Origin of the sequence: Streptomyces sp. NPDC006430 (assembly GCF_040612395.1) — a bacterium.
GTDB lineage: Bacteria > Actinomycetota > Actinomycetes > Streptomycetales > Streptomycetaceae > Streptomyces.
The window spans coordinates 52,886-69,760 of record NZ_JBEXQA010000015.1 but is presented as its reverse complement, the minus strand read 5'-3'; the positions used below and the strand labels follow the sequence as shown (position 1 = coordinate 69,760).

The 16,875-nt window shown below is 71.6% G+C and carries 12 protein-coding genes; 3 read left to right on the top strand and 9 right to left on the bottom strand.

Annotated elements, in window-relative coordinates; translation table 11 throughout:
- Positions 1-31: 31 nt before the first annotated feature.
- From ABZZ20_RS21930 to ABZZ20_RS21910, 5 genes are all read right to left on the bottom strand, one after another.
- Positions 32-802: an SDR family oxidoreductase gene (locus tag ABZZ20_RS21930; RefSeq protein ID WP_356871987.1), complete on the bottom strand. Its 771-nt coding sequence runs from the start codon at positions 800-802 to the stop codon at positions 32-34.
- Positions 803-816: 14 nt separating this feature from the next.
- Positions 817-2,013, bottom strand: a complete 1,197-nt coding sequence (locus tag ABZZ20_RS21925; protein ID WP_356871985.1) for an MAB_1171c family putative transporter — start codon at positions 2,011-2,013, stop codon at positions 817-819.
- Positions 2,003-2,503 carry a hypothetical protein gene (locus ABZZ20_RS21920; RefSeq protein WP_356871983.1) on the bottom strand — a complete coding sequence of 167 codons (501 nt, stop codon included), beginning with the start codon at positions 2,501-2,503 and terminating at the stop codon, positions 2,003-2,005. The genes ABZZ20_RS21925 and ABZZ20_RS21920 overlap by 11 nt, the downstream gene beginning before the upstream one ends.
- A 379-nt stretch (positions 2,504-2,882) precedes the next feature.
- Positions 2,883-5,339 carry a Tex family protein gene (locus tag ABZZ20_RS21915; RefSeq protein WP_356871981.1) on the bottom strand — a complete coding sequence of 819 codons (2,457 nt, stop codon included), beginning with the start codon at positions 5,337-5,339 and terminating at the stop codon, positions 2,883-2,885.
- Between the two features lie 102 nt (positions 5,340-5,441).
- Positions 5,442-6,305 carry a hypothetical protein gene (locus tag ABZZ20_RS21910; protein WP_356871979.1) on the bottom strand — a complete coding sequence of 288 codons (864 nt, stop codon included), beginning with the start codon at positions 6,303-6,305 and terminating at the stop codon, positions 5,442-5,444.
- A gap of 512 nt (positions 6,306-6,817) precedes the next feature.
- Here ABZZ20_RS21910 and ABZZ20_RS21905 point away from each other — a divergent pair.
- Positions 6,818-8,335: a M1 family metallopeptidase gene (locus tag ABZZ20_RS21905; RefSeq protein ID WP_356871977.1), complete on the top strand. Its 1,518-nt coding sequence runs from the start codon at positions 6,818-6,820 to the stop codon at positions 8,333-8,335.
- Positions 8,336-8,382: 47 nt separating this feature from the next.
- Here ABZZ20_RS21905 and ABZZ20_RS21900 read toward each other — a convergent pair whose 3' ends face one another.
- Entirely contained in the window at positions 8,383-9,285 is a 903-nt protein-coding gene (locus ABZZ20_RS21900) for an oxygenase MpaB family protein (protein ID WP_356871975.1), read from the bottom strand.
- Between the two features lie 211 nt (positions 9,286-9,496).
- On the opposite strand from ABZZ20_RS21900, the gene sph reads away from it, so the two are divergent.
- Positions 9,497-10,486, top strand: a complete 990-nt coding sequence (sph, locus tag ABZZ20_RS21895; RefSeq protein WP_356871973.1) for a sphingomyelin phosphodiesterase — start codon at positions 9,497-9,499, stop codon at positions 10,484-10,486.
- 100 nt (positions 10,487-10,586) lie between these two features.
- Here the strand turns inward: sph and ABZZ20_RS21890 are convergent, their stop codons facing one another.
- Complete coding sequence (locus ABZZ20_RS21890) at positions 10,587-12,476, bottom strand: AMP-dependent synthetase/ligase (RefSeq protein ID WP_356871971.1); 1,890 nt, start codon at positions 12,474-12,476, stop codon at positions 10,587-10,589.
- An 85-nt stretch (positions 12,477-12,561) separates the two neighbouring features.
- Here ABZZ20_RS21890 and ABZZ20_RS21885 point away from each other — a divergent pair, with 85 nt between their 5' ends.
- Complete coding sequence (locus ABZZ20_RS21885; RefSeq protein WP_356871969.1) at positions 12,562-13,290, top strand: MerR family transcriptional regulator; 729 nt, start codon at positions 12,562-12,564, stop codon at positions 13,288-13,290.
- 123 nt (positions 13,291-13,413) lie between these two features.
- On the opposite strand, the gene ABZZ20_RS21880 is transcribed toward ABZZ20_RS21885, so the two are convergent.
- The gene (locus tag ABZZ20_RS21880) at positions 13,414-15,585 is read right to left on the bottom strand and encodes a 3-hydroxyacyl-CoA dehydrogenase NAD-binding domain-containing protein (protein ID WP_356871967.1); all 2,172 of its coding nucleotides are present in this window, start codon (positions 15,583-15,585) and stop codon (positions 13,414-13,416) included.
- A 72-nt stretch (positions 15,586-15,657) separates the two neighbouring features.
- Positions 15,658-16,872 (bottom strand): acetyl-CoA C-acetyltransferase, encoded by a 1,215-nt coding sequence (locus ABZZ20_RS21875; protein ID WP_356871965.1) that lies wholly within the window; start codon positions 16,870-16,872, stop codon positions 15,658-15,660.
- Positions 16,873-16,875: the final 3 nt, after the last annotated feature.

Genomic DNA, 16,875 nt, shown 5'->3' with positions numbered 1-16,875 from the left:
CGGGATCGCGGCGCGGGATCGCCGGGCCGGGTCACTGTGCGGGCGCGCGGCGCTTGCGGGGCATCCTGCGGGCCACGAAGTCCCGCGGCAGGTGCCTCGCGGCGAGCGCGTACGCCCGGTAGCGCCCGCCGGTGATGCTGATCGGCCGGCGAAGGGCCAGGTCCCGCAGGGCCTTGGCCACCACGGCCGACGGCTCCAGCCACACCGCCTCACGCAGGGCGCTGACATCCATCCCGGCCCGTGCCTGGAACTCGGTGCGGGTGAATCCGGGTACCACGGCCAGCACCCGGACCCCGTACGGTGCCATGTCCACCCGCAGGGACTCGCTGAACGCGGTGACCCAGGCCTTGGCGGCCCCGTACGTCCCGGTCGGCAGCAGTCCGGCCACCGAGGAGACGTTCACCACCGCGCCCCGGCGGCGTTCGCGCAGTCCCGGCAGCACGGCGTGGGTGAGTCGCAGCGGGACCTTGACCAGCAGGTCGAGCATCCGTTCCTCGTCCTCGACCGGGGCGTACGGGAACGGCGCGGGGAGTCCGAAGCCCGCGTTGTTGACCAGGATGTCCACGGGCCGGTCCCGGTCGGCGAGCCGCTCGGCGACGGCCGCGCAGTCCTCCTCGTCCAGCAGGTCGGCGGGCAGTACCTCGCAGCCGGTACCGAACTCCCGGCCGAGCTCGTGGGCCACGGCTTCGAGGCGCTGCTTGTCGCGGGCGACGAGGACGAGGTCGCAGCCCTTGGCCGCGAAGCCGCGCGCGAAGGCAGCGCCGAGTCCGGCGCTGGCCCCGGTGATCAGAACGGTGGTCAAGAGGGGTTCACTTCCTACGGGTCGTTCGGGCGTTGCAGGGTGAAGTCCGTGGTCGCCTGCGATCCGTAGGCCTGGGCCACGTCGACCAGGAACCTGGCCTCGTCGTCCAGGTCGCCGCCCTCGGCGGAGGTCTGCATGGCGGCCGGCAGTTCCCATTCCGCGGCCTCCCCCGTCCAACCGGGCGCCCCGGCGAGCTTCGCCTGCCGTGCCTCCTTCAGTACGCAGGCCAGCGCGGCGGCGATGCGCCGCTGCTCGGGGACCCCGCTCACGGTGACGTGGCTGCGGGCGAGTTCCGGCACGCCCGGGGCGACGTACTCGCCGAGGATCAGGATCGCGTCGCGGGTCTCGATGACCTTGCGGTACACCAGCAGGTTGCGCGGGACCGGCGGCCACAGCAGCTCCACGACCCGGCCCGCCCGCGGCTTGGTCAGGGCGACGTGCGGAACGGCCTGGACCAGGTCGTGCCAGAGCGGCCACAACCGCCAGGCGGTGGCGATGTCGGCAGTGGACCGGCGCACGGTGAACAGGGTCGGCACGAGGATCGCCGCGGCGCGCAGCAGCCCGTGCAGGTTCATCATCAGCGGCAGCGCGGGCATCGCCCAGGTGCTGCCGAAGAGGGCCTTGAGCAGGTAAACGAACCAGAACAGGCCGGCGAGCGCGGTACCGAGGCCGAACAGCCGCAGTCCGGCGGCGAGGCCGCGGCTGTCGGTGCGGCGGCTGTAGCGCCAACACAGCGAGACGCAGGTGACGTTGGCGAGGAGGTGCGCGGAGATGAGAAACAGCCAGTACGCGAGGGAGGGCACCGGATCGCCGTGCGGCGGGATGGTGTGCGCGCCGTGCCCGGGTACGGCCATGTCCAGCACCAGGAGGATGGTCAGCCAGGCCGCCGTCCCCGTCCAGGCGGCGAGTTGGAGGGTGCGGCCGCGGGTGGCGGCTGCCACGAAGTAGAGCACGGTGCCCGCGGACAGTACGCCGATGAGGTTGCGGACGAGGGCGACGGCGTGCGCGTAGTCCGGGTCGCGCGTCGCGTACGTGACGACGTCGGGGAGGTTGAGGGTCATGGCGGCGGCAGCGGTGGCGACGGCCAGCCACAGGCCGCGCTGCTGCGGGGAGCGCAGGGCGGCCGGGGCGCGCAGCAGGACCGCGATCCACAGGCAGACCACGCTGGGCACGGCGAGCCAGTCGCCGACCGCGGTGAGCTCAGTGGCCATGACCGCCACGCCTGTAGCCCATGGCGGACTCCAGCCAGGCAAGGGTGCCGCGGGGCGCGGTGGCCGACTGCGGGCAGCTGCTCGACGTGCGGATGCGGATCATGCTGGCGAGCATCTCCGCCTCCTGCTCCTGGCTGGTGGTGTAGTTGGTGCGTCCGAGGACGACCGGGGCGTGCCCGTCGGTGTCCTCGCCCTCCAGCGAGTGGTGGCCGAACAGGATGTGGCCGAGCTCGTGGAGCACGATGTGCTCGCGGTGGAGCGGGGTGGTCTGGGCCTCGTAGAAGACGTAGTCGACGGTGGCGGTGCCCACCCACAGGCCGCAGACCCCGGACTCCGCCGCTTCCTTGGGGAGCGGGTGGAGGCGGATGGGCCGGCCGCGCTGATCGGCGATCCGGTTGCACAACCCATCGAGGGAGAACGGATGGGTCAGATCCAGATGGCCGAGAATCTTCTCGCACCTTTTACGGAGGCTGAGTTGCGAGTGGAGCATGTGATCCCTCTTCGGACCCTTTCGCGGGCAGCGTCGATAGGCGTGAGCGGGCATGGGCATGACGTCCTGTGCCTTCAAGGCGGCCTCTGGGAGTGCGGTCCTGAGGGGAAGCGGAAGCCCGCTCGCCAGCTGACGAACGGGCGTTCCACCATGCCTACAGATCTTGTACGGGAATCCGCAAGGCAAGTCCCCGCGCGCGGTACCTATTCGGCCAACCCGAACACACCCCGGCATATGCCGGTGGCTACAAGCCACCCCCGGACCCCTCGACGCTACGGCCGCTCCCGGCTCCCCGCCCCGGCGGGAACCGGATCTGACGACCCGCATTGGAATCGGCGGCTCCCCACGGCCGGCGCCGAGGGAGCCGCCTCCTCGCGGCCTACCGCTTGCGGCGTTCCTCGGGGCCACCGGTGAGACCGGCCCGGCGCAAGGCGTCCGCCATCGCACTGTTGGCCGGGGCCTGGCCACCGCTGCCGCCCTGGCCGCCCTGGCGCCGGCCACCGCCGCCCTGGCCCCGGCTCTGAGCGCCCTGACCGCTCTGACCGCTCTGAGCAGCCTGACCGCTCTGGCCGCCTCCGCGCTGCTGCGGGGGACGGCCGCCGCGCCGGTCCTGCCGCTCCTCGCGCTGCCTGGGCGCGCCCGCCGAACGGTCGGCCTCGTCCTCCAGCCGCAGGGTCAACGAGATCCGCTTGCGCGGGATGTCCACGTCCATGACCTTCACGCGGACGATGTCGCCCGGCTTGACCACGTCCCGCGGGTCCTTGACGAAGTTCTTGGACAGCGCGGAGACGTGGGCCAGCCCGTCCTGGTGGACGCCGATGTCGATGAAGGCGCCGAAGGCGGCCACGTTGGTGACCACACCCTCCAGGATCATCCCGGGGGTCAGGTCGGCGATCTTCTCGACGCCCTCCTTGAAGGTGGCCGTCTTGAAGGCGGGCCGCGGGTCGCGGCCCGGCTTCTCCAGCTCGCGCAGGATGTCCGTCACGGTCGGTAGGCCGAAGGCCTCGGTGACGAACTGCTCCGGCCGCAGCGAGCGCAGCACCGCGGTGTTGCCGATCAGGGAGGCCACCTCGCTGCCGGCCGTCTTGGCCATGCCCCGGACCACCGGGTAGGCCTCGGGGTGCACGCTGGAGAAGTCCAGCGGGTCGTCCCCGCCGCGGATCCGCAGGAAGCCCGCGCACTGCTCGTACGCCTTCGGACCCAGCCGGGACACGTCCTTGAGCGCCTTGCGGCTGCGGAACGGGCCGTTGGCGTCGCGGTGGGCCACGATGTTCTCGGCGAGGCCCCCGCTGATGCCCGACACGCGCGAGAGCAGCGGCGCGGAGGCGGTGTTGACGTCCACCCCGACGCCGTTCACACAGTCCTCGACCACCGCGTCCAACGAACGGGAGAGCTTCACCTCGGACAGGTCGTGCTGGTACTGGCCCACGCCGATCGACTTGGGGTCGATCTTGACGAGTTCGGCGAGCGGGTCCTGAAGGCGGCGGGCGATGGAGACCGCGCCGCGCAACGACACGTCCATGTCGGGGAGTTCCTGCGAGGCGAAGGCGGAGGCCGAGTACACGGAGGCGCCCGCCTCGGACACCATAACCTTGGTGAGCTTCAGCTCGGGGTGGCGGGTGATCAGGTCGCCGGCGAGCTTGTCCGTCTCGCGCGAGGCCGTGCCGTTGCCGATGGCGATCAGCTCGACGGCGTGCTCCTTCGCGAGGCGGGCCAGCTTGGCCAGGGCCTCGTCCCACCGGTTGGCCGGGACGTGCGGGTAGATCACGTCCGTGGCCACGACCTTGCCGGTGGCGTCCACGACGGCCACCTTCACACCGGTGCGGAAGCCCGGGTCGAGGCCGAGCGTGGCCCGGGTGCCGGCCGGGGCCGCGAGCAGCAGATCGCGCAGGTTGGCGGCGAAGACCCGTACCGCCTCGTCCTCCGCGGCGGCGCGCAGCCGCATCCGCAGGTCGATCCCCAGGTGCACCTGGATCTTCGTGCGCCACGCCCAGCGGACCGTGTCCGCCAGCCACTTGTCGCCGGGGCGGCTGTGCGCCGAGGGGCCCGTGATCCCGAAGCGGCGCGCGATGGTGCCCTCGTACGAGGACGGCCCGGGCACCTCGGAGGGCTCCTCCGGCTCCAGGGTGAGGTCGAGGACGTCCTCCTTCTCGCCGCGCAGCATCGCCAGCACGCGGTGGGAGGGCAGGGCGGTGAACGGCTCGGCGAAGTCGAAGTAGTCGGCGAACTTGGCGCCCGACTCCTCCTGGCCCGGGCGGACCTTCGCGGCCAGTCGGCCGCGGCCCCACATGCGCTCGCGCAGTTCGCCGATCAGGTCGGCGTCCTCAGCGAACCGCTCAGTGAGGATGGCGCGGGCGCCCTCCAGGGCGGCAGCCGGGTCGGCGACGCCTTTGTCGGCGTCCACGAACGCAGCCGCGGCGACGGCCGGTTCCACCGACGGATCCGCCAGCAGGCCGTCGGCGAGCGGCTCCAGACCGGCCTCGCGGGCGATCTGCGCCTTGGTGCGCCGCTTGGGCTTGAACGGGAGGTAGATGTCCTCCAGTCGGGCCTTGGTGTCGGCCGCGTTGATCCGGGCCTCCAACTCGGCGTCGAGCTTGCCCTGCTCCCGTACGGAGTCCAGGATCGCCGCGCGCCGATCCTCCAGCTCACGCAGATAGCGCAGCCGCTCCTCCAGGGTGCGCAGCTGGGCGTCGTCGAGCATCTCGGTCGCTTCCTTGCGGTAGCGCGCGATGAACGGCACGGTGGAGCCGCCGTCGAGCAGCTCGACGGCGGCCTTGACCTGCCGCTCCCGTACGCCGAGCTCCTCGGCGATCCTGCCTTCGATGGACATCGTCACGATCGGGTCCCGCCTGCCTTCGTTTGCACTGGAAGGCTGCCAATTGTGGCAGGTGGCGGTGACGGGGGGCGGGAGCCCCGCGCTCGGGCCCCCGCCCGGGTCCTACGCCTTGCCGAAGGCGTCGGCCGGGAAGGCGCCGGCGCCGATGGCGGTGGTGACGAATCCGCCGCCGAGTTCGGCGAGCCGTTCCAGGCCCTTCGCGCCCAGGTGCTCGTACGGGGCCGCGTCGAGGCGGTCGGTGTCGTCCTCCAGGCGCTCGCGGACGGCCTTGCCCTCCTCGGTGAGCTCGCCGTCGGCGTCGAGTATCCCGCGCTCGCGCAGCCGGTCGGCGGCGGCGTCCAGGTCGGACTGCTCCCAGCCGCGGACGGCCTTGATCCACTTCGAGGACATGCCGCGGCCGGTGGCGGAGTGGCTGACCAGCGCCTCCAGGGGGTCCAGTCCGGCCAGGAGCAGCGCGGCGAGGTGACCGTCGCCGCGGTGCTCGCGCAGCAGGGTGGTCGCGTACCACAGACGCAGGTGCGGCTCGTCGGGTACGGGGAGGTCGGCGTGCGCGGCGTAGAGGGTCCGGGCGTGCCGGGTGCAGGCCTCGGTGGCCCGCATGGCCAGGTCGGCGGCCTCGGCGAGCTCGGGCGACTCGATGGTCTCGGCGCCGAGCAGCCGGCGCAGCGTGCTGTCGACGGCCCGCAGCCGGGCCTCCACGGCCTGCGCGGGGGTGATCTGCTCCCAGACGGCGGGCAGGTGGCGGGCTATGAAGTCGTAGCGGTAGTTGTAGAAGGTGGCGGTGACCGTGCCGGCCCCGACGGCGCCCAGGGCGGCGGACCGGGAGGCGAGGTTGGCGGCCGATCGGTCGGTGACACCGAAGGGGGCGAACTCCTTGACCAGGTCGGGCGAGAAGTAGACGGTTGCGTGCAGCGGGTTGATCGCTGCATGCCAACAACGACGGGCGGCGAGCTGGGGAATCGTCATGCCGACCAGGTTACCGACTGCTCAGTATGCCGGGTAGGCCCGACCGCCACAACGCTCCCCGCCCGGCACGATGCGATTCGGCCACCTCTCCCGGCCCGACCGCCGGGGCGGGGCGCCGCTTCCCCGTGCCCCGCCGGGGCGACCCCGTTCTTTCAGGCCTTTCTTCGGCAGGTCGTCAGCCCGGACGCGGGCGACCCCGACATCCCGGCGCGGCCCCTCCGGGCGGCCCCCCTCACCCTCGGGCCTCGGGTCGCGCCCGCGCCGACGGGGCGGTGAGCCGCTGGTTGCGCCGGGGTCCACGGGCCTGCGCCGGCGGTGCCCGCGGTGCCGGTGGCCGGACGGGGCGCGCCCCGCGCCAGCCGCGCGCCGTGCCCCGCGCACCGGACCATGACGGCCGAATGGCGATCGTGTGACAGCCGGGGTGATGGACATGACGTGGGAGTCCGGGCGTGAATACGGTCGACCGACGAGGCCTCGAACGGAACTGTCTCCCCTACCACTTGGAGCTCTTCGTGCAGCGCAAAGTCATCGCCCCGAGCGTGCTCGCCGCTTCCCTCCTGCTGGTGATCCCGGCGTCGGCGGCGAGTTCGGTCCAGGGGGCCCCGGGCATCGGCGATCCCTACTACCCGGCCAGCGGCAACGGCGGATATGACGTGTCCCACTACGACCTGCGTCTGCAGTACCAGCCGAAGACGGACCTGCTGGAGGGCACGGCGACCCTGCTGACCACCGCCAAACAGGACCTGTCCCGCTTCAACCTGGACTTCGGTCTGAAGGTCAGCGAGGTCCGGGTCAACGGCGCCAAGGCGAAGTTCGCCACGTCCGGGGACCACGAGTTGGAGGTGACCCCCGCCCAGCCGTTGCAGAAGGACAGGCCGGCGACCGTCGTCGTCAAGTACGCGGGAAAGCCCTCGGAGTTCAAGATCGACGGCTGGTCCGCCTGGCAGCGCACCCCGGACGGCGGCGTGGCGGCGCAGGAGCCCGACTCGTCCGTCTGGTGGTTCCCGAGCAACGACCACCCGCTCGACAAGGCCACCTTCGACGTCTCGATCAACGTGCCGGACGGCACGCAGGCCATCAGCAACGGCGTGCTCCAATCGCAGACGTCCAAGCTCGGCTGGACCCGGTACAACTGGCGCTCGAACAAGCCGCAGGCCACGTACTTGGCCACGCTCGCCATCGGCAAGTTCGACGTCACCACCGACAAGACCGCGAGCGGGCTGCCGATCCTCAACGCCTACAGCAAGGACCTCGGCGACAACGCGGGCGCGGCGCGCGCGAGCGTGGAGCGGACCGGCGAGGTCGCCGAGTGGCTGGAGGGGCTCTTCGGCCCGTACCCCTTCAACGCGCTGGGCGGCTACGTGCCGAACGTGCCGTCGGGCTTCGCGCTGGAGACCCAGACCCGGCCGTTCTACAGTCCGCGGCAGTTCGCCAACGGCGCGAACGTCTCGGTGGTCGTGCACGAGCTGGCACACCAGTGGTACGGCGACAGCGTGTCCGTCGACGGCTGGAAGGACATCTGGATCAACGAGGGCTTCGCCCGCTACAGCCAGTGGCTGTGGTCGGAGAAGGAGGGCGAGGGCACCGCTCAGGAGCTCGCCGACTGGGCGTACCAGCAGCACCCCGCCGAAGACCCGTTCTGGCAGGTCAAGCCCGGTGACCCGGGCCCGGACAACCAGTTCCACGGCGCCGTCTACGACCGCGGCGGCATCGCCCTCCAGGCGCTGCGCAACGAGATCGGCGATGAGCAGTTCTTCCGGATCCTCAAGGGGTGGCCCACCGAGCGGGCCTACGGCAACGCCAAGGTCGGGGACTTCGTCCGCTACGCGGAGAAGGTGTCGAACAAGCCACTGGCCCAGCTGTTCGAGACCTGGCTCTACACCCCGGGCAGGCCGGCGTTCGCCCCGCCGACCGATGCGTCCGCGACGGCGCCCGCGACCGCCCGGTCCCGTACGGCCCCTGCCGCCCAGCCGGTGGAGCCGAAGTCATGGAAGAAGATCGCGGCGACGAACTCGATCCACGAGCACTGAGCCCGGTCGGGGTGCCCCGTACGGGGCACCCGCGCCGGCGCCGCCCGTCACAGGGCGCCGGCGCGCCACCGGGCCCGTGCCTCGCGCGCGAGGGGCAGGTACCGCAGCCGCTCCGGCAGCAGCGGAACCAGGAGCCGTACGACCGTGCTCAACCGCCGGAGCCGGCGCTCCTGGGCCGGAGTCCACTCCAGCCCGATGGCGGCGCGGGCATCGGGTGGCATGTACCCGACCGTGACGAAGGCCCGGAAGCGGAGGAAGCCCGCCCGCAGGGCCGGCCAGGTGAGCCGGAGCAGCAGCCTCACCCGCAGGGAGCCGCCCTCGGGCCGGGGCAGCGGCACGTCCGTGGCGACCAGCTCACGCGCGACCTTGGTGGGCTCGATCTCCTCGGCCAGCATCCGACGGTAGTACGGCCAGAACTCCTCGATGCTCTGCGGCATGTCCCGGTCACGGATGCCGAGGATCCGGCCGACCTGGAGCCACTCCCGGTACAGCTGTCGTTCCTGGGCGGGGGTGAAGCGGCGCAACAGGTAGCGCCCGGCGTACAGGTAGACCGGGAAGCCGGTGGCGTGCACCCACGAGTAGCAGGCGGGATCGAGGGAGTGGTAGCGCCGCCCGCGGGTGTCGATGCCCTTGATCTCCTTGTGGAGCCGGCGCACCCGTCGCCCCTCCTCGGCGGCCTCCTCCCCTCCGTACACCCACAGTTGTACGGAGCGCAGCGAGCGCTCGCCCCGCCCCCAGGGATCGGTGCGGAAGACCGAGTGCTCATCGACCCCGGCCCCGATCGCGGGGTGGGCGACCTGCATGGTGAAGGCCGCGGGCAGCATCAGCAGGGCCCGGACGTCGCCGGCGATGGTCCAGAGCACCCCGCCGGGCGCCGGTGGGGTGGGGTCGGACCGGTGGCCGCCCGTCCGCCGCGCGCTCCGCTCTGCCGGCTGCTCCGTGGTGCTCATGCCCGTGCCCCCAGGATTTCGTGCTCCGTCCATCCAGTATGACCGGGAGGTCGTACCCGGCAGGGCTCCCGGGACCTCCCGTGCGGAAACCGGGTGCGGACGCGATCGCCGCGAGCCGGACAGAAAGTTTTGTCGCGGGTGTTACCCAGAGGTAACCGCGGCTGCTTGGATGACGGAGTCGATCTCCCCCCGCAGGAATGATGGAGACCTCATGCTGCACACCAAGCACAGCCGCAACCGCGCCGCTGCCACGGCCGTCGCGGCGATAGCCGTCGGTGCGCTGGCCGCCGCCACCGCGCCGGCCGCCACGGCCGCGGAGAGCGTCGCGGCCCCCCGGCTCAGCGTGCTGACGTACAACACCTTTCTGATGAGCAAGAACCTCTACCCCAACTGGGGTCAGGACCACCGGGCCACGGAGATCCCCAAGGCCTCCTTCTTCCAGGGCCACGACGTGGTCGTGCTCCAGGAGGCCTTCGACAACGGGGCCTCGGACGCACTGAAGTCGAACGCCGCGACGCAGTACCCGTACCAGACCCCGGTCGTCGGCCGCAGCAAGAGCGGCTGGGACGCCACGGGCGGCTCGTACTCCTCCACCACCCCCGAGGACGGCGGCGTCACGATCCTGAGCAAGTGGCCGATCGTCCGCAAGGAGCAGGTCGTCTACAAGGACGCCTGCGGCGCCGACTGGTGGTCCAACAAGGGCTTCGCCTACGTCGTGCTGAACGTCAACGGCACCAAGGTCCACGTGGTCGGCACCCACGCCCAGTCCACCGACCCGGGCTGCGGCGCGGGCGAGGCGGCGCAGATGCGCGCCCGCCAGTTCAAGGCGATGGACGCGTTCCTGGACGGCAAGAACATCCCTGCGAACGAGCAGGTGATCGTCGCGGGCGACATGAACGTCGACTCCCGCACCCCGGAGTTCGCGTCGATGCTCACCGACGCCGACCTGGCCGACTCGGACACGCGCACGGGCCACCCGTACTCCTTCGACACCGCGCTGAACTCGATCGCGAACTACCGCTACCCGACGGACCCGCGCGAGGACCTGGACTACGTCCTGTACCGCAAGGGCAACGCCCGCCCGGCCAACTGGGAGAACAACGTGGTCAAGGAGGAGTCGGCCCCCTGGACGGTCTCCAGTTGGGGCACCTCCTACACCTACACCAACCTCTCCGACCACTACCCGCTGATCGGTCGCTAGTGCTGTGACCGCTCTCCCGTGGGTGCCCGTCGTACGGCGGGCACCCGCGGGACCGGTCGCGTGCGGGATCGTTCCGGGCGGGGGCGGACCGCCCCGGGGGTTACGGCGCCTCGTGCGTGCCTTCGTGCGCGGCGTCGTGCGCGGCGCCGGTCGGCTCGCCGTACGGCTCCTCGTACAGTCCGTCGATCAGTGCGCCGTACTTCTCCCGGACCACCCGGCGGCGCAACTTCAGCGACGGGGTGAGCTCGCCCGACTCGGGTCCCCACTCCTCGGCCAGCAGCCGGTACCGCTTGATCTGCTCGGTGCGGTTGAGCCGGGCGTTGGCCGCCTCGACCGCGCGGGCGACCTCCTCCCGGACGGCCGGGTGCGCGGCCAGCCCGGCGAGCGAGCCGGCCTCGATGCCCCGGGCCGCGGCCCACGCCGGGGCCAGCTCCTGGTCGAGCACCAGCAGGGCGACGAGGTAGGAGCGGCCGTCGCCGTGCACCAGGGCCTGGCCGATCAGCGGGTGCTCCTTCACCGTGTTCTCCACCAGGGCGGGCGAGACGTTCTTGCCGTTCGAGGTGATGATCAGTTCCTTCTTGCGGTCGGTCAGCCAGAGGAACCCGTCCTCGTCCAGCCGGCCTATGTCCCCCGTCGGGAACCAGCCCTCGGCGTCGTGCGCGCGCTCCACCGACCCGTCGGGCCGCAGGTAGCCGTCGAAGACGGTCGCTCCGCGCGTGAGGATCTCCCCGTCCTCGGCGAGCCGCAGCTCCAGCCCCTCGATCGGACGCCCCACCGAACCCAGCCGGAAACCGTCCGGGCTGTTGACCGTGCACACCCCCGAGGTCTCGGTGAGTCCCCAAGCGTCCATGATGGTGATGCCCCAGCCCGCCCAGAACCGCACCACGTCGATCGGCATCGGCGCGGTGGCGCTGGCCGTCCACTGCAGCCGGTCGAGGCCGGCCAGGCCCAGCAGCGGGTCCAGCACCAGCTCCTTCGCGCGGGCGTACGAGGCTTCGAGGGCGGCGGGGATCGCCTCGCCGCGCTCCCTGTGACTTGCCCGGGCCCGGGCGAGGTCGTTCGCGGCCTCGATGGACTTCCGTTGCGCGTCGGGGAGTTGGGCGAGTACGGCCCGTACGGACGCGGCGAGCTTCTCCCACACCCGGGGCACCCCGAAGAACTGCACCGGGTGCAGTTCGCGGACGGCGACGGCCACGGCGGTCGGGTCGGCGACGAGCCGGACGTGCGCGGCCCGCAGCAACGGTAGGTAGATCCCGAGGATCCGTTCGGCGATGTGGGCGAAGGGCAGGTAGCAGAGGTGCTCGGCGTGCTCGGGCAGGTCCACCCGCCGGTCGAGACGGACGGCCTGGAGCATGATGTTGCGGTGGGTCAGCCGAACGCCCTTGGGATCGCCGGTGGTGCCGGAGGTGTAGACGACGGTGAGCGGGTCCTCGGGGTGGCTCTCCCGCCAGGCCTTCTCGAAGGCGTCGGGACGGTGCAGCCGGGCGCCGCTCGCGTGCAGGGAGCCGTACGTGCGGTGCGTTCCCGCGTCCGCCGCCTCGGCCACCACCAGCCGCTCCAGCGGCACGGTGTCGTCTGCGAGCAGGGGCTCCCACCGGGCGAGCTCGCGGCCCCCCTCGACGAGGGCGACCCGGGCCCGGCTGTGGCGGGCGATGTGGGCGATCTGCTCGGGTGCGGAGGTGCCGTACACGGTGACGGGGACGGCACCGAGGTGGACGAGGGCGAGGTCGCTGAGCCAGTGCTCGGGACGGTTGCCCATCATGATCAGGACGTGGTCGCCGCGTTCGATGCCGAGGGCGGCGTATCCGGCGGCGAGGACGGCCACCGTGCGGCGGACCTCGCTCCAGTCGAGGGTCGTCCACTCGGCGCCGGTGGGGCCGGAGCGCCACGAGAGGGCGGGCAGGTCGCCGTGTTCGGCGGCGTTGCGGGCCAGCAGGGCGGGGAGGGTGATCTCTTCGGGTCGTCCGGGCAGTCGCAGGTTCGTGGTCATGGGCAGCTCCTGGCCGTTTCACATCGTTGGTGCGACAGCAATACTGTTGAACCCAAGCTGTGGAGCAGAGAGCGAGGCGCAGACGATGGCCGACCAGGCACCCGAGCCGACGCTCACCGTCGACGAGCTGGCGGCCCGGGCGGGCGTCACCGTGCGTACCGTACGGTTCTACAGCACGCGCGGCCTTTTGCCCCCTCCCGTGATCGGACCCCGTCGGGTGGGCCACTACGGTCCCGAGCACCTGTCCCGGCTGGCGCTCATCGAGGAGCTCCAGCACCAGGGCATGACCCTGTCCGCCATCGAACGGTACCTGGACGCGCTGCCCGCCGATCTGAGCGAGCACGATTTGGCGATCCACCGTGCTCTGGTGGCCAGTTGGGCGCCGGACGCGGAGCAGGAGATCTCACGGGAAGAGCTGGAGCGGCGGGCGGGGCGGACCCTGTCGGACACCGATGTGCGGCGGCTCGCGGCGATGAACGTGCTCGCGGAGTCGGCCGACGGGTTCCGGGTGGACCTGGGACTGCTGCGGCTGGGGGTGGCGCTGCTCGACGTCCCGATCGCCCACGGGACGATCCTGGCCGCCCGCAGGGTCCTCACGGAGCACACCAGGTCGGTGGCGCACGAGCTGACGGCACTGTTCCGGGACGAGGTGTGGGGGCCGTTCACACGGGGCGAGAGCGACCCGGAGCGGGTGGAGTCGATGAAGGCCCTGTCGGCGCACATGCAGCCGATGCTGGTGCAGGCGCTGGTCACGGCCTTCCAGCGGTCCCTGAAGGAGGAGCTACGGGCGGCGTTCGCCCCGGAAGCGCGGTGAACGGCGCCGGCGGCCAGCGGCCCCCAGAAGCCGTGACCGCCGTGACCGCCGCGCCCCGCTCGGCCACGGGGACGCGGACCAGCCGCCCTCCGCGAGGGCGGCCGGTCCGGCGCAGCCGCCCGACTAGTCGGCGTACGTCTCGCCGCGTTCGGCCTTCTCGACCAGCGAGGCGGGCGGGTTGAAGCGCTCGCCGTACTTCTCGGCCAGCTCGCGCGCGCGGGCCACGAAGCCCGGCAGGCCGCCCTCGTAGCCGTTGATGTACTGGATCACGCCACCGGTCCAGGCCGGGAAGCCGATGCCCATGATGGAGCCGATGTTGGCGTCGGCGATCGAGGTCAGCACGCCCTCGTCGAGGCAGCGGACGGTGTCCAGGGCCTCGGAGAAGAGCATCCGCTCCTTCATGTCCTCGAAGGGGACGTCGGCGTCCGGCTTGGTGAAGTGCTCGCGCAGGCCCGGCCAGATGCCGGCGCGCTTACCCGCCTCGTCGTACGCGTAGAAGCCGGCCCCGCCGCTGCGCCCGGGGCGGCCGAACTCGTCCACCATGCGGTCGATGACGGTGTCCGCGGGGTGCGCGGTCCACGTCCGGCCCTCGGCCTCGAAGGCCTTGCGCGTCTCGTTGCGGATCTTGCGCGGGAGGGTCAGGGTGAGCTCGTCCATCAGGGAGAGCACCTTGGCCGGGTAGCCGGCCTGGGCCGCGGCCTGCTCGATCGAGGCGGGCTCGACCCCCTCGCCGACCATCGCCACGCCCTCGTTGATGAACTGGCCGATGACGCGCGAGGTGAAGAAGCCGCGCGAGTCGTTGACCACGATCGGGGTCTTGTTGATCTGCCGTACGAGGTCGAAGGCGCGGGCGATGGCCTCGTCGCCGGTCCGCTCGCCCTTGATGATCTCCACCAGCGGCATCTTGTCGACGGGCGAGAAGAAGTGCAGGCCGATGAAGTCCTGGGGGCGCGACACCCCTTCGGCGAGGCCCGTGATGGGCAGCGTGGAGGTGTTGGAGCAGAGCAGCGCGTCGGGAGCGATGACGTCCTGGACCTCCTGGAACACCTTGTGCTTGAGGGAGGTGTCCTCGAAGACGGCCTCGATGACGGCGTCGCAGCCGGCGAGGTCGGCGGCCTCGGCCGTCGGGGTGATCCGGGCGAGCAGCTCGGCACGCTGGGCCTCGGTCGTACGGCCTCGGGAGAGCGCCTTGTCGAGCAGCTTCTCGGAGTACGCCTTGCCCTTCGCGGCGGCCTCGGGGGTGATGTCCTTGAGGACCACCTCGATGCCCGCGCGGGCGCAGGAGTAGGCGATGCCGGCGCCCATCATGCCGGCGCCGAGGACGGCGACCTTGGTGACCTTGCGCGGCGCGATGCCCTGCGGGCGGCTGCGGCCGGCGTTGACGGCCTGGAGGTCGAAGAAGAACGCCTGGATCATGTTCTTGGCGGTCTGTCCGGTGACGAGCTCGGTGAAGTACCGGGCCTCGATGGTCAGCGCGGTCTCGAAGTCCACCTGGGCGCCTTCGACCGCGCAGGCCAGGATGTTGCGGGGGGCCGGGTACGGGGCCCCGTTCAGCTGCTTCTTGAGGTTGGCGGGGAACGCCGGGAGGTTGGCGGCGAACCGCGGGTTGGACGGCGTGCCGCCGGGGATCTTGTAGCCGGGCACGTCCCACGGCTGCTTCGACTCCGGGTTCGCGTCGATGAAGGCGCGGGCCTTGGCCAGCATCTCCTCGGGGGTGGCGGCCAGTTCGTGGACGAGGCCGTTGTCCAGCGCGCGCTGCGGGTTGTACTGGGTGCCCTGGAGCAGGACCTTGAGCAGCGCGTCGGCGATGCCCATCAGGCGCACGGTACGGGTCACGCCGCCGCCGGCCGGGAGCAGGCCGAGGGTGACCTCGGGCAGCCCGATCTTGGAGCCGGGCGCGTCGAGCGCGATCCGGTGGTGGGAGGCGAGGCAGATCTCGTAACCGCCGCCGAGGGCAGCGCCGTTGATGGCGGCGACGACCGGCTTGCCGAGGGACTCGATCCGGCGCAACGAGCGCTTGATCGCGGTGCCGGTGTCGAAGGCGAGCTGCGCGTGTTCGGGGCGCAGGCCGATCATGTCCTTGAGGTCGCCGCCCGCGAAGAAGGTCTTCTTGGCGGAGGTGTAGATGATGCCGCGGATGGAGTCCTTCTCGGCCTCGGCGCGGTCGGCGATCGCCGCGATGGAGTCCTTGAAGGCCTGGTTCATCGTGTTGGCGGACTGGTCGGGGTCGTCGAGGACCAGGGTGACGACGCCGGTCTCGTCCTGTTCCCAGCGGATCGTGGTGGACTCGCTCATGTTCGCTACTTCCGTGTCAGACGTGTCAGAGGCGGGATCAGGCCCCCGGAGGGTCCGGGGGATCAGGACGATTCAGAGGCGCTCGACGATGGTCGCGACGCCCATGCCGCCGCCGACGCAGAGCGTGACGAGGCCGTAGTGCTTGTCCTGGCGTTCCAGTTCGTCGATGACGGTGCCGAGGATCATCGCGCCGGTGGCGCCGAGCGGGTGGCCGAGCGCGATGGCACCGCCGTTGACGTTGACCTTGTCGAGGGAGACGCCCATGTCCTTGACGAAGCGCAGGACGACGCCGGCGAAGGCCTCGTTGATCTCGATCAGGTCGATGTCGTCGATGGTCAGTCCGGCCTTGGCGAGGGCCTTGCGGGTGGCCGGGGCGGGGCCGGTGAGCATGATGGTGGGCTCGGAGCCGGACACGGCGGCGGAGACGATCCGGGCGCGGGGCGTGAGGCCGCCCCGCTCGCCGGCCTCGCGCGAGCCGATGGCGACGAGCGAGGCGCCGTCGACGATGCCGGAGGAGTTGCCCGCGTGGTGGACGTGGTCGATCTTCTCGACCCAGTGGTACTTCTGCAGCGCGACGGCATCGAAGCCGCCGAGGTCGCCGATGTCCGCGAAGGACGGCTTGAGCTTGGCGAGGGTGTCGGCGGTGGTACCGGGGCGGACGAACTCGTCGTGGTCCAGGACGACCAGGCCGTTGCGGTCGGTGACCGGGACGACGGACCTCGCGAACCGGCCGTCCTTGATGGCCGCGGTGGCCCGCTCCTGGGAGAGGGCGGCGTACTCGTCCACGTCGCGGCGGGAGAAGCCCTCGATGGTGGCGATCAGGTCGGCGCCGATGCCCTGCGGGACGAAGTTGACGTCCCAGTTGGTCATCGGGTCGTTGAACCAGGCGCCGCCGTCGGAGGCCATGGGGACGCGGGACATGGATTCGACGCCACCGGCGAGGACCAGGTCCTCCCAGCCGGAGCGGACCTTGGCCGCGGCCAGGTTGACGGCCTCCAGGCCCGAGGCACAGAAGCGGTTCTCCTGTACGCCGGCGACCGTGTCCGGGAGCCCGGCGGCGATGGCCGCGATCCGGGCGATGTCGGAGCCCTGGTCGCCGACCGGGCCGACGACGCCGAGGACGATGTCGTCGATGGTGGCCGGGTCCAGGCCGGGGTTGCGCTCGCGCAGGGCGTGGATGAGGCCGACGACCAGGTCGATCGGCTTGGTGCCGTGCAGGGCGCCGTTGGCCTTGCCGCGGCCGCGCGGGGTGCGGATCGCGTCGTATACGTAAGCTTCGGTGCTCACTGG

Bases quoted from the DNA above. Each gene is read 5' to 3' on its own strand.
- ABZZ20_RS21910 (WP_356871979.1), bottom strand. From the start codon at position 6,305: ATGACGATTCCCCAGCTCGCCGCCCGTCGTTGTTGGCATGCAGCGATC.
- ABZZ20_RS21890 (WP_356871971.1), bottom strand. From the start codon at position 12,476: ATGACCACGAACCTGCGACTGCCCGGACGACCCGAAGAGATCACCCTC.
- ABZZ20_RS21925 (WP_356871985.1), bottom strand. From the start codon at position 2,013: ATGGCCACTGAGCTCACCGCGGTCGGCGACTGGCTCGCCGTGCCCAGC.
- ABZZ20_RS21900 (WP_356871975.1), bottom strand. From the start codon at position 9,285: ATGAGCACCACGGAGCAGCCGGCAGAGCGGAGCGCGCGGCGGACGGGC.
- ABZZ20_RS21920 (WP_356871983.1), bottom strand. From the start codon at position 2,503: ATGCTCCACTCGCAACTCAGCCTCCGTAAAAGGTGCGAGAAGATTCTC.
- ABZZ20_RS21885 (WP_356871969.1), top strand. From the start codon at position 12,562: ATGGCCGACCAGGCACCCGAGCCGACGCTCACCGTCGACGAGCTGGCG.
- sph (WP_356871973.1), top strand. From the start codon at position 9,497: ATGCTGCACACCAAGCACAGCCGCAACCGCGCCGCTGCCACGGCCGTC.
- ABZZ20_RS21880 (WP_356871967.1), bottom strand. From the start codon at position 15,585: ATGAGCGAGTCCACCACGATCCGCTGGGAACAGGACGAGACCGGCGTC.